Source organism: Bacillus sp. FF-1 (assembly GCF_028548245.1).
GTDB lineage: Bacteria > Bacillota > Bacilli > Bacillales > Bacillaceae_G > Bacillus_A > Bacillus_A paranthracis.
In genome coordinates, this window is record NZ_JAQQGG010000009.1 from 189,121 (window position 1) to 201,612 (window position 12,492).

15 protein-coding genes are annotated in these 12,492 nt (G+C 36.9%); 9 read left to right on the top strand and 6 right to left on the bottom strand.

What is annotated here, in order from left to right:
* The first annotated feature begins 44 nt into the window (after positions 1-44).
* A complete protein-coding gene (locus tag PQF83_RS24330; protein ID WP_000390057.1) occupies positions 45-512 on the top strand; it encodes a hypothetical protein in 468 nt (155 codons plus the stop codon).
* A 58-nt stretch (positions 513-570) separates the two neighbouring features.
* Here the strand turns inward: PQF83_RS24330 and PQF83_RS24335 are convergent, their stop codons facing one another.
* A complete protein-coding gene (locus PQF83_RS24335; protein WP_000545225.1) occupies positions 571-1,896 on the bottom strand; it encodes an ArsB/NhaD family transporter in 1,326 nt (441 codons plus the stop codon).
* Between the two features lie 289 nt (positions 1,897-2,185).
* On the opposite strand from PQF83_RS24335, the gene kapD reads away from it, so the two are divergent.
* Positions 2,186-2,809, top strand: a complete 624-nt coding sequence (gene kapD, locus PQF83_RS24340) for a 3'-5' exonuclease KapD (protein WP_001005369.1) — start codon at positions 2,186-2,188, stop codon at positions 2,807-2,809.
* A gap of 41 nt (positions 2,810-2,850) precedes the next feature.
* On the opposite strand, the gene PQF83_RS24345 is transcribed toward kapD, so the two are convergent.
* The gene (locus tag PQF83_RS24345) at positions 2,851-3,234 is read right to left on the bottom strand and encodes a kinase-associated lipoprotein B (protein ID WP_001209341.1); all 384 of its coding nucleotides are present in this window, start codon (positions 3,232-3,234) and stop codon (positions 2,851-2,853) included.
* Between the two features lie 165 nt (positions 3,235-3,399).
* Between PQF83_RS24345 and PQF83_RS24350 the strand changes: the two genes are divergently transcribed.
* Positions 3,400-3,576: a hypothetical protein gene (locus PQF83_RS24350; protein ID WP_000982760.1), complete on the top strand. Its 177-nt coding sequence runs from the start codon at positions 3,400-3,402 to the stop codon at positions 3,574-3,576.
* 68 nt (positions 3,577-3,644) lie between these two features.
* The gene (gene sodC / locus PQF83_RS24355) at positions 3,645-4,184 is read left to right on the top strand and encodes a superoxide dismutase [Cu-Zn] (RefSeq protein ID WP_000746515.1); all 540 of its coding nucleotides are present in this window, start codon (positions 3,645-3,647) and stop codon (positions 4,182-4,184) included.
* A gap of 206 nt (positions 4,185-4,390) precedes the next feature.
* Here sodC and PQF83_RS24360 read toward each other — a convergent pair whose 3' ends face one another.
* Entirely contained in the window at positions 4,391-5,542 is a 1,152-nt protein-coding gene (locus PQF83_RS24360; RefSeq protein WP_001175833.1) for a MalY/PatB family protein, read from the bottom strand.
* 117 nt (positions 5,543-5,659) lie between these two features.
* Here PQF83_RS24360 and PQF83_RS24365 point away from each other — a divergent pair, with 117 nt between their 5' ends.
* Entirely contained in the window at positions 5,660-5,911 is a 252-nt protein-coding gene (locus PQF83_RS24365) for a DUF1871 family protein (protein WP_000537634.1), read from the top strand.
* A 30-nt stretch (positions 5,912-5,941) separates the two neighbouring features.
* Here PQF83_RS24365 and PQF83_RS24370 read toward each other — a convergent pair whose 3' ends face one another.
* Positions 5,942-6,781: an alpha/beta fold hydrolase gene (locus PQF83_RS24370; protein ID WP_001015188.1), complete on the bottom strand. Its 840-nt coding sequence runs from the start codon at positions 6,779-6,781 to the stop codon at positions 5,942-5,944.
* Between the two features lie 109 nt (positions 6,782-6,890).
* Positions 6,891-7,883, bottom strand: a complete 993-nt coding sequence (locus PQF83_RS24375) for a 2-hydroxyacid dehydrogenase (protein WP_000543730.1) — start codon at positions 7,881-7,883, stop codon at positions 6,891-6,893.
* A gap of 266 nt (positions 7,884-8,149) precedes the next feature.
* Here PQF83_RS24375 and PQF83_RS24380 point away from each other — a divergent pair, with 266 nt between their 5' ends.
* The 3 genes from PQF83_RS24380 to yugI all read left to right on the top strand — a co-directional run bounded on the left by PQF83_RS24380 (position 8,150) and on the right by yugI (position 10,432).
* On the top strand, positions 8,150-8,647 hold the full coding sequence (locus PQF83_RS24380) for an Lrp/AsnC family transcriptional regulator (RefSeq protein ID WP_000255699.1): 498 nt from the start codon (positions 8,150-8,152) through the stop codon (positions 8,645-8,647).
* On the top strand, positions 8,644-9,834 hold the full coding sequence (locus PQF83_RS24385) for an aminotransferase (RefSeq protein ID WP_000808515.1): 1,191 nt from the start codon (positions 8,644-8,646) through the stop codon (positions 9,832-9,834). Before PQF83_RS24380 ends, PQF83_RS24385 begins: the two co-directional genes overlap by 4 nt.
* Before the next feature lie 253 nt (positions 9,835-10,087).
* A complete protein-coding gene (gene yugI / locus PQF83_RS24390; RefSeq protein ID WP_000003767.1) occupies positions 10,088-10,432 on the top strand; it encodes a S1 domain-containing post-transcriptional regulator GSP13 in 345 nt (114 codons plus the stop codon).
* A gap of 111 nt (positions 10,433-10,543) precedes the next feature.
* Here yugI and PQF83_RS24395 read toward each other — a convergent pair whose 3' ends face one another.
* Complete coding sequence (locus PQF83_RS24395; protein WP_000105788.1) at positions 10,544-10,777, bottom strand: DUF378 domain-containing protein; 234 nt, start codon at positions 10,775-10,777, stop codon at positions 10,544-10,546.
* A gap of 274 nt (positions 10,778-11,051) precedes the next feature.
* Between PQF83_RS24395 and PQF83_RS24400 the strand changes: the two genes are divergently transcribed.
* A complete protein-coding gene (locus tag PQF83_RS24400) occupies positions 11,052-12,404 on the top strand; it encodes a glucose-6-phosphate isomerase (RefSeq protein ID WP_000103660.1) in 1,353 nt (450 codons plus the stop codon).
* Positions 12,405-12,492: the final 88 nt, after the last annotated feature.

Sequence of the window (12,492 nt, forward strand, 5' to 3'; positions counted from 1 at the left end):
TGCAATGCAATGAAATATGTTGAGAGTAGAGAGGAGAGGATAAGATGGAAGATCAAGGCTTACTAGCAGGTTTCTTTGCTCTTAGTTTTGCGTTTATTCTTGTTATATTGATTTGGGCAGTTATTGCGTATTTGTTAACGGCTTTTGCACTGTATACGATGGCGAAAAATGACGGTGCAACGGATGGAGTTCTAGCATTTATTCCTTTTTTAAATAGTAAAATATGGGGTGATTTAGCGAAAGATAAATTACCCGATTTCTTGAAAGAAGAAGCAGGATGGAAAGTATTCGGCATATATGTCGCATGTTTCATTTTTAATTTCGTACCAATTTTATATTTAATAGCAACAGCTGTATCCATTGTGTTGTCTATTTATCTTATCTACGCTATTTTAGACAGATATGGAACGAACTCTATATTATTTACGATTATTCATGTAATTACATTTTCAGTGTTCTTGCCGATTCACTTGTTTATCATTCGAAATGAGCCGGTGAGGTATAATGAGTAAGTTTAATTTAAATATGTGTAATGAAAAAAGCGCCCTGGTTATCAGAGCGCTTTTTGTGCTACATAAGGTAGCGTACATAAATATAAATATGAGAAATGATTAATGAAACGATCATAATTGGGAAACCGACTTTTAAGAAGTCCATGTAGCTAAATTTATGTCCTTCGCGGCTTGCGATACCTGCGACAATTACGTTAGCAGAAGCGCCGATTAATGTTCCGTTTCCGCCCAGACAAGCACCTAATGCTAATGCCCACCATAATACGTCGATTTGTGCGTCAGCAGGTGATAAACCTAATCCGACAGCCATATCGTTAATAAGAGGAATCATTGTTGCAACGAATGGAATGTTATCAATTGTTGCAGAGGCGATACCAGATACCCATAAAATAAGGATAGATGCGTAAGAAATATCTCCGCCTGTTATGCCAATTACTTTTTGAGCTAACATTTTAATAAGACCGATGTCGATAAGTCCTCCAACGAGTACGAATAGTCCTGCGAAGAAGAAGATTGTTACCCATTCTACACTTGCGAATACTTCTTCAATTTCATGTTCTTTCACACCGATTAACATAAGTACAGTAGCACCAGTTAAAGCGATGATAGCTGCATCAACGTGGAAAATGGAATGAGTCATGAAACCTACAATTGTAAGTCCAAGTACTGTTAAAGATTTTTTCATTAATACTGGATCTTTAATGTATTGCTTTTCATCTAAACTCATTAATTTTTTAACTTGTACAGGATCAGCGATTAATTGTTTGCGGTACATGAAGTAAAGTATTGTCGCTGTCACACCAATGATAATAATTACGATTGGCGCTAAGTTTAGTAAGAAAGCATTGAAATCTAAATGCTTATTGGCAGAACCAATCATAATGTTAGGTGGATCACCAATTAATGTTGCTGTTCCCCCAATGTTTGAAAAAATAATTTCAGAAAGTAAATAAGGGACAGGATTTACTTGCAGTATGCGCGTAATAGATAAAGTAACTGGAACAACAAGAAGTACAGTTGTAACGTTATCTAAAAACGCGGAACCAAGCGCAGTAAGTAAGGAAAGGGAAATTAAAATTTTAATTGGATTTCCTTGCGCTCCTTTTGCCGCTTTAATGGCAACGTATTGGAAGACACCCGATTTACTCGTAATGTTCACCAAAATCATCATACCGATGAGTAGTGTAATCGTCCCCCATTCAATATGTTTCGTAAAGGCGTTGTGTAAATCAACGACCCCCATAATTACCATGAGTGCTGCGCCAAGAAGTGCGATGACAGCGCGATTAATTTTTTCAGAAATAATAATGGCATATGTAATTAAAAAGACTGCGATAGCAAAATAATACTGCCAGTTTGCGAGCTCTTGCGTTGTTTCGTGCAAAACTCTCATCTCCTTTCATTCACTTTTCTTAGTGTGTCAAAAATTAACTAGATGAAACACACATAACGTCATTATAAAGTAGAAAAATGTCGGATGTAAATGAAAGGGTTTATTTTGTTATATTTTCTGCAAAGGTTACTTTTTCTTATTTTTAAAAATATTTGCGGGCATTTGACATATATATAAGATACATCCAATCTGAATATTTAAAATGGAATTAGCATTCGAGCTTGTTCGTGTAGGAGTGTCAAATAGAAAGGAATGACAAAGATGATAAGGAAGGGATCGTATGAATGAACAACAATTTTTATTTTTGGATTTTGAGTTTACGATGCCCCAGCACAGAAAAAAACCAAAAGGATTTTTCCCGGAGATTATTGAGGTAGGACTCGTTTCGGTTGTTGGCTGTAAGGTAGAAGATACGTATTCAGCTCATGTTAGGCCGAAGACTTTTCCTTCTTTAACGGATCGATGTAAGAAGTTTTTAGGGATTAAACAAGAAGTCGTAGATAAAGGAATTTCGTTTCCAGAACTCGTTGAAAAACTTGCAGAATATGAAAAGAGATGTAAACCGACCATTGTTACGTGGGGAAATATGGATATGAAAGTGTTGAAGCATAATTGTGAAAAAGCGGGAGTAGATTTTCCTTTCCAAGGACAGTGTCGTGATTTATCACTTGAGTATAAGAAGTTTTTTGGTGAGAGAAATCAAACAGGATTGTGGAAAGCGATTGAAGCGTATGGAAAAGTAGGGACGGGTAAGCATCATTGTGCGCTAGATGATGCGATGACGACGTATAATATTTTTAAATTAGTAGAAAAAGATAAAGAGTATTTAGTGAAACCAGCACCTCCAACATTAGGGGAACTCGTTGATTTTTCAAAAGTGTTAAAGAAAGTGAGTACACAGTAACGACCAAATTGCACAGTATGTAATTTGGTCGTTTTGTTTTTTTAAAGTTTGTAGTCCTTTTTTAACTGTTCTAATGTTTCTAGACTACGAACCGCAAAAGGTGAATCATCTTCAGAAAATGAATTCATTTGAGTTTCTAATGCTAATTTGAGTGAATCTGTGTAATCTGGAATTTCTCCTTCATATTTCTTCACCATTTGCTCTGGAATGTTCGTCTGTTCACGAAAAGCTAAAGCACGTCTTTCGTGGAAAAATGGTACGTCAGCTTGTTTTACGTTATGTAAGTCACCTTGCACCGGATGTTTTAAAACAGCTAATACTTTTACGACGTAACTGCCAGGGCGGCTATTTGTAACCTCGCCAATGTATTTTCCCGTTTTATAAATACCAGTAACGATTTCGCCAATTTCAAATGTTTCTCTCATATTTTTCACCTCAAGTTTATAGTAAGGAAAGTAGGAGAAGGAGTCAAAGAAATCATTCGCTTTCGGAACGCCCCTTGAGAATATGGATAGGTTCAACTATAATTTAAATGTATATAACAGAAAATTCTGATGTTTTTCGAATCCTATAATTAAGGAGTGTTCGTTATGATGCCTTTATACTTTCCGGAAGATAAAACAGAATATATTATTCCAGGGATTGTTTGTGTTCTATTTATTATCGGTGCGATTGCTACGTGGCGTATGTTCGTTCGTGTATCAAAACGAGAAGCAGAGCGATTACAGAAAGTTGAAGAAAAGCTGTTAGCTGAAAAGAAACAGTAACTCATTTTTGTATGTTTCCCTCTATGCTCGGACAATCTAAGGGCAGAATGTATTTTGGAGGGAATAAAATGAAAAAACGGCTTTTTTTCAGTTGTTGTTTACTATTTCTGATGGCAGGTTGTGACCAAGGAAAGCCGAAAGAAATTGAAGTGAAATTACATAATGCTTCAGGTGATGAAGTGGGGACTGCAAAAGTAACTCAGCAAACAAGCGGAGTGAAAATTACGATTAAAGGGGAAGGTTTCGCACCTGGCCCGCACGGACTACATGTACACGAAATTGGAGAGTGTAAAGCACCTCGTTTTGAATCAGCTGGAAATCATTTTAATCCAGATGATAAAAAGCATGGACTACTCAATCCGAAGGGTGCAGAAAACGGTGATTTACCGAACGTAATTGCAGATGGTTCTGGAAAGATTAAAGCAGAAATTGATGCGCCGCATATAACGCTTGAAGAAGGAAAAACGACGATTCATAGAAAAGATGGAGCGTCTATTATTATTACAGAAAACGCTGATGATGGCATGACACAACCGACAGGTAAATCAGGTGATCGAATTGCTTGTGGTGTTATTGTAAAAAAAGCGTCGGATATGAAGAAAAAGTAAAAGCTACCGTGCGCGGTAGCTTTTTTGTGTAGTGTAAGTGAAAATATATCAGCGATTATTGGAATATATCGACTGTAACTTAAAATATATCGGCGATTATTGGAATATATCGACCGTAACTCAAAATATATCGGCGATTTTTAAAATATATCGACTTACCGACAAAAGTTGACAAAGGAGGCTGTCCCAAACAGTCTCCTTTCTTATTATGAAAACGTATGGCGCAGCCTATTTAAAATTTCTTCTAAAACAGACCTTGGACAGCCGATGTTAATTCGAATATGTTCTTCGCCGCCTAATCCGTATTTCTCACCAGGCTCAACAATAATTTTTCCTTTTTCTTCGAGCAATTTAGTGCGCTCATTTTGAGAAAGCTGTAGGCGAGAGCAATCAATCCATAATAAAAAGCTACCTTCTGGCTTCGTTACGGAAAGAGTAGGTATGTGATCTTTCAGATATTTACAAGCAAATTGAGCATTATCTTCTATATATAATCGAATTTCATTTAGCCAATCATTACATTCTGTATAGGCACTTACCATCGCTGTATAGGCAAATGTATTTAATCCGTGGAAGCCTTGTCTATATTGGATAGATGTAAAGGCTTGACGGAGTTTTTCATTTGGAATGATAATAATCGATGCTTGTAATCCAGCGATATTAAATGTTTTACTTGGAGCCATACAAGTTATCGTGCGCGCTGCTAGTTCTTCAGATAAAGAAGCGAACGGTGTATGTGTATGATTTGCATAAATAATATCGGAATGAATTTCATCTGCGACAACGATTACATTATATTTTGTACATAAAGATCCAAGCTTTGTTAATTCCTCTTTCGTCCAAACACGACCTATCGGGTTGTGAGGACTGCAAAGAAGCATAAGTTTGACGCCTTGTTGAAATTGCTTTTCTAAATGCTCGAAGTCTATCGCATATGTATCATTTTGTTTCTGTAATGGACTTACGCATAATTGTCTATTGTTTGTTGTGACCATTTCGAAAAATGGGGGATAAATAGGTGGTTGTACGAGAACGGATTCGTTTTCCTTTGTGAAGGCCTGTATGCTCGTACTAAGAGCTGGAACGATTCCGGCGCTAAAGACAATCCACTCTTTTTGAATATCCCAGTTGTACTGTTTTTTTGTCCAGTTACAAATAATATCGCCAATATTTTCGGGAGGAAGTGTATAGCCGAAAATAGGATGCTCGATACGTTTCTTTAAAGCAGCTTGAATTGGTTGTGGTACTTCAAAATCCATATCAGCAATCCACGCGTGGATAAGTTCTTCGTTTTTATATGTATCCCATTTTGTACTATGAGTTCCACGGCGATTGACTGCTTTATGAAATAGTTGCATAAGTTTGCCCCCTTCTTCTGTAAAACCGTTAAGTTATGAAAGTTCTCTCTCTTCTTATAGAATAGCTGATGTGATAGGATAAAGAAAAGTATTAAAAAGTGAAAAGGCGGGAAGCGAATGGGTACATATGAAAAGATGATAGAGGTTGTGAAGAATTGGGATCCGTTTCAAATGGGACCGGAGTTTTATGAAACAGAAGCGAGCGATGTTGTGAACGTCGCAAGTGTGTTTGATGATTCAAAATACATCGCAAAGAAGATTCAACATATATACTTTATGTCTTTTGAGGAAGTACCTGCGCTTGAAAAATGTGAGAAGTTAGCTGTGGAATTACTTATAATAAAAGAAGGCGGAAGTTGTTCATTGTAGGCTGTCGGAATTTCCGACAGCCTTTTTATATTACTGCGCAGAAAAAGCCATAATTTCTTCATAAACATGTTCCGGTTTTTCTTCAGGTAGTAAATGTCCTGTGTTTTCGTAAGAAATAAATTTCGAATTCGGTAAATCTTTGTGCAGACGATGACCTACATGTACAGGGACGACCCGATCTTTTTCACCCCAAATGAGTAGAGTAGGTGTTTCGATTTTTTGTAATTCAGTTGAAGATAAGTCACCTTCACGATCTCGTATCATACGAGTTAAAGCGGGGAATATACGGTTGTCATAAAAAGGAGCAGAGTAACCTGCCTTCATTTCATCGTCAATTAATGAATGATCATGAACGACATTCATTAAGTTATGAACAATGCCGCGCCGTATAATCCAATTCTTTACGTATAAATGAAAGAACGGTAAATAAGAAGAGTACAGTAAAGGTAAAGTTGCGCGTGCTAAATAGCTAGAGCTACATAGTAAAATTGTCTTTGAAATTAATTCAGGACGTATACGGTTTACGTAAAGTGAAATTTGACCGCCCATAGAATGTCCAACTAGCACAATGTTTGAGAGAGATAAGTGTTCAATTAAATCGATTATAATCGTTGCTAAATTATGATAAGAATACTTAAATAGATGAGACTTATCACTCTTCCCGAACGGTGGTAAATCAAGAGCAATGACTGTTCCTTCTTTCGATAATAAAGGAATAAGACGGCGGTAGCTGAATGAGGAAGATAAAAAGCCGTGAACGAGTACGAAAGTAGGACGTTCTGTTTTATTTTCATGTTCATACAATTCGTAATGAACAGTAGTGCCGCGAGTGGAAAAAGTGAAATAAGGACAAGTAGATTCGTGATTCATTTTTTGTCACTCCATTGATTTTTGTTCATATCATTTCCAAGGCAGAAAAAAATATGTTAACAAAAAAAGGCAAGATGACGATGTCATCTTGCCTTTCGTATATTCAGTATTACCCGCGAACAATATTAGGCGGTGTTTTTCCTTGTAACGCTGCAACTAAATTTTCAGCGGCGGTCATAGCCATTTGTTGCCTAGTTTTTAATGTTGCAGATCCGATATGTGGTAAGGTCACAACATTTTGTAAGGATAAGAGCGGATTGTCTTTTTGAATCGGCTCTTGTGTAAAAGTATCGATGCCTGCTGCAAAGATTTTCTTTTCTGTTAACGCATCGATTAACGCTTCTTCATCTACTGTTTTCCCGCGAGAAGCATTAATGAAGATAGCTGTTTCTTTCATGAATGAAAATTCCTTTTCTCCGATAAGATGGTACGTTTCATCTGTTAATGGAGTAAGAAGAACGATAAAGTCAGACTGCTTTAGAAGCGTCTGTAAATCACAATATGTAGCATCGAATTTTTGTTCAGCTTCTTCTTTTCGGCGACGGTTATAATAAAGAACATCCATATCAAATCCGAATTTCGCTCGTTTTGCAACAGCTTCACCAATTCGGCCCATACCGATAATGCCGATTGTACTATGGTGTACATCTAGCCCAAAGTGCTCTTTTCCAATTTCCGCATTCCATTTACCATTTTTTACGTAGGAGTCGAGTTCACAAACACGACGACCAGCAGATAACATAAGAGCAAAAACGAGGTCAGCTACTGTATCATCTAGTACGTAAGGTGTATTTGTTCCGATGACATTGCGCTTTTCCATCGCTTGTAAATCAAAATTATCGTAACCGACAGAAATGTTGCTTACTACTTTTAAGTTAGGAGCCGCCTCCAATAATTCTTCATTAATAGCAGATCCGAAATTTAATAAACCATCTTTATCTTGTATTTTCTCTAGTAGAACATCACGAGGTACCTTCTCATTTTGCTCCCATTTTTCATAATCACAGTGTTCTGATAAATAGTTTTCTACAAATGTTGGAACTGGTTCAGCAATATAAACTTTTGGTTTCACGATTCCATCCCCTTTCGCTTTATCATGCATTTTTCTACTGAGTAAAGTTTCACTTCACCCCGCTTTAACGAGCAGTAAGACTCCCACCTAAAAAGAGGGTTGAGACAAAGAAGTGAGGTGGGAGATCAACTGCTCGTAAAAGCCCGATTGGAGCGGGCTAATAATCCATGGGGTGAACCTTTCCATGGATTAAAGTTTCACTTTATTTTGACATAATTCACTAAAAAAATCTTCTTTTCAAACTGGAAAGGCTATTTGTATAATTTAGACACAAACGAAAAGGAAGGATGATTTATATGGTGACAGAAAAAGAATTAGAATTATTAGCTTGTCTTGAAAAAAGTAGTCGATTATCTGTAGATACATTAGCGAAGCTGTTAAATATAGAAGTAGAAGAAGTAAAGAAAATGGTTGAAAAATTAGAAGCGGAAAAGATTATCGTGGATTATGTAACACATATCGATTGGACGAAGGTGAAAGAACATACAGGTTTAACGGCAATGATTGATGTGAAAGTTACGCCAAAGCACGGCGTTGGGTTCGATGCGGTTGCTGAGCAAATTTATCGTTATTCAGAAGTGAAATCTGTGTATTTAATGTCAGGGACATATGACCTTTCTATTACATTAGAAGGAAAGACAATGGGAGAAGTGGCGATGTTTGTTTCTGAGAAATTAGCAACAATTGAATCTGTCGTTTCTACGACAACGCATTTTATTTTGAAGAAGTATAAACATGAGGGAATTATTTATGAAAAAAACGATGATGATAAGCGAATTGTGGTGACACCATGAAGCAATTTGAACTATCTAGAGCAGCGGAATCTTTACAACCATCTGGTATTCGAAAGTTTTTCGATTTAGCAGCAAATATGAAAGGTGTTATTTCGCTTGGAGTAGGAGAGCCTGATTTCGTTACACCTTGGAATGTGAGGCAAGCATGTATCCGTTCTTTAGAACAAGGATATACGTCATATACAGCAAATGCAGGATTATTGGAGCTCCGTCAAGAAATAGCAAAGTATCTAAAAAAACAATTTGCAGTTTCTTATGATCCAAACGATGAAATCATTGTTACAGTTGGAGCAAGTCAGGCGTTAGATGTAGCGATGCGCGCCATTATAAATCCTGATGATGAAGTACTCATTATTGAGCCAAGTTTCGTTTCTTATGCCCCGCTTGTGACATTAGCTGGAGGCGTTCCAGTTCCTGTGGCGACTACTTTAGAAAATGAATTTAAAGTACAACCAGAACAAATTGAGGCAGCTATTACAGCGAAGACAAAGGCAATTTTACTTTGTTCACCAAATAACCCAACAGGTGCAATGTTAAACAAGTCCGAGCTTGAAGAAATAGCAGTGATTGTTGAGAAGTACAATTTAATCGTATTATCTGATGAAATTTATGCAGAACTTGTATACGACGAAGCATATACAAGTTTCGCGAGTATTAAAAATATGCGCGAGCATACGATTTTAATTTCGGGATTTTCAAAAGGATTTGCAATGACAGGATGGCGTCTTGGTATGATTGCAGCTCCTGTTCATTTTTCAGAATTAATGCTCAAAATTCACCAATATTCTATGATGTGTGCCCCAACGATGTCTCAGTTCGCAGCACTTGAAGCGTTACGTGCCGGGAATGATGAAGTAATTCGGATGAGAGATAGCTATAAGAAACGCCGTAATTTTATGACGACATCTTTCAATGAAATGGGATTAACGTGTCACGTGCCGGGCGGAGCATTTTATGTCTTTCCTTCAATCTCTTCAACTGGACTATCTTCAGCGGAATTTGCAGAACAGTTATTATTAGAAGAAAAAGTGGCTGTTGTACCTGGAAGTGTATTTGGCGAAAGTGGCGAAGGGTTTATTCGTTGTTCGTATGCAACATCGCTTGAACAGCTTATGGAAGCAATGAAGAGAATGGAACGGTTTATAGAGAATAAAAAAAGGACAAAACACAATACGTTTTGTCCATAAAAGGGGGGGAATACTAGAAAGCCATGTGTTAGTATTCTATCCTAATATTGGAGAATTATACTTACTTAAGGAAATTTTTTCATGAATTTTGAATGAGCTCTGTCATAGTGGTATAATTTACTAATATAAGGTATGCGTATCCTGAGTAGCTTTACTTACGGTACGTATTAACTAATCGGATATTTAACAATAAATCATCTGCTTTGCTATCTACAATTGTAGAGAAAATGGTAAACGTATGGGAGTGTTTCATATGTCAGAACAATATACAACAGGAGTGGTTGTAACAGGGAAAGTGACTGGGATTCAAGATTACGGTGCATTTGTAGCGTTAGATGCAGAAACACAAGGACTTGTGCATATATCTGAAATTACAAATGGATATGTAAAGGATATTCATGACTTTTTAAAAGTCGGCGATACAGTAGAAGTAAAAGTACTTTCAATTGATGAAGAACACAGAAAAATGAGTTTATCGTTAAAAGCGGCGAAAAGAAAACAAGGACGGATTCTTATACCGAATCCATCTAAGGACGGATTTAATACGCTGCGAGAAAAGCTAACAGAATGGATTGAAGAGTCTGAGTTAACAAAGTAAAAGAGGAGCGCATATGAGCGTTCCTCTTTTACTTTTTCTTATGATATATATTTGCAAATATGATTGCATGCAATCATATTCGTATGTCGAAGGTGAGTAAGGACATACTGACTAGCGAATTTCGTTCGTTTCTGGGTGAGTACCAAGATTTTCTGATGGTTTAAAGAGTAAACCAAGATTGATCAGCCCAGAAATACCGACGATGCCGTAAATAATACGTGCAAGAGCTGAGTTTTGTCCACCGAAAATGGCTGCCACTAAGTCAAACTGGAAGAACCCAATTAATCCCCAGTTTACAGCGCCAATTACAGTAAAGACTAATGCGATACGTTGCAAAGTACTCATGAAAAAGCCCCCCTTAATTGTGAAGCATGAGCAAGTGATGAGTTAATTAACTCTTTTATAGAATGGGGTAGTTATGTTGTTTTTATACATAAAAAATGTTCGAAATAGGATGTATATACATCTATACCGAAAAATGCGAATTTTTATGCAAAAAATGAACTTTTTTTAAAAAATATATATTGGTTACGTTTACAAGGGGTGAATCGCTTGATTTACAACTTCAGTTTCGCTAAAGTGAATACAGAAATACATATCCATAATTGGAGGGAAAAAGATGAGTACACATGTAACGTTCGACTATTCTAAAGCGTTATCCTTCATCGGTGAACATGAAATCACTTATTTACGTGATGCAGTGAAAGTAACACATCACGCAATCCACGAAAAAACTGGAGCTGGGAACGATTTCCTTGGGTGGGTAGACCTTCCGCTTCAATATGACAAAGAAGAATTTGCTCGCATTCAAAAATGCGCAGAAAAAATTAAAAATGACTCTGACATTTTACTTGTTGTAGGTATCGGTGGTTCTTACCTAGGAGCACGTGCAGCAATTGAAATGTTAAACCATTCTTTCTACAACACACTTTCTAAAGAACAACGTAAAACTCCACAAGTGCTATTTGTTGGACAAAACATTAGCTCCACTTACATGAAAGATTTAATGGATGTACTAGAAGGTAAAGACTTCTCTATTAACGTTATTTCCAAATCAGGTACAACAACAGAGCCAGCACTAGCATTCCGTATTTTCCGTAAGTTATTAGAAGAAAAGTATGGAAAAGAAGAAGCTCGCAAACGTATTTATGCAACGACAGATAAAGCGCGTGGTGCATTAAAAACATTAGCTGATAATGAAGGTTACGAAACGTTCGTTATTCCAGATGATGTTGGAGGACGTTTCTCTGTATTAACGCCAGTTGGTTTATTGCCAATCGCAGTGAGTGGCTTAAATATTGAAGAGATGATGAAAGGTGCAGCTGCTGGTCGTGAGGACTTCGGTACATCAGAACTAGAAGAAAACCCAGCTTACCAATACGCAGTAGTTCGTAACGCTCTATACAATAAAGGAAAAACAATTGAAATGCTTGTTAACTATGAGCCAGCACTTCAATACTTCGCTGAGTGGTGGAAACAGTTATTTGGTGAAAGTGAAGGAAAAGATCAAAAAGGTATTTTCCCATCTTCAGCAAACTTCTCAACTGACTTACATTCATTAGGTCAATACGTTCAAGAAGGTCGTCGTGACTTATTTGAAACAGTGCTAAAAGTAGGTAAACCTACACATGAACTAACAATCGAATCAGAAGAAAACGATTTAGATGGATTAAATTACCTTGCTGGTGAAACTGTAGACTTCGTAAACACGAAAGCATACGAAGGTACACTACTTGCACATAGCGATGGCGGAGTACCAAACTTAATCGTAAATATTCCTGAATTAAATGAGTACACATTTGGTTACCTTGTATACTTCTTCGAAAAAGCATGTGCGATGAGCGGCTACTTATTAGGCGTAAATCCATTTGACCAACCAGGAGTAGAAGCATACAAGAAAAACATGTTTGCTTTACTTGGTAAACCAGGATTTGAAGAATTAAAAGCAGAATTAGAAGAGCGTTTAAAATAATAAAAAGCGGCCGGATCCGGCCGCGTTTTATTTTTTAATCGAAAATTGCAACAGTATATTCAAACTAGGGTGGGTGTGCGAAAGAAAA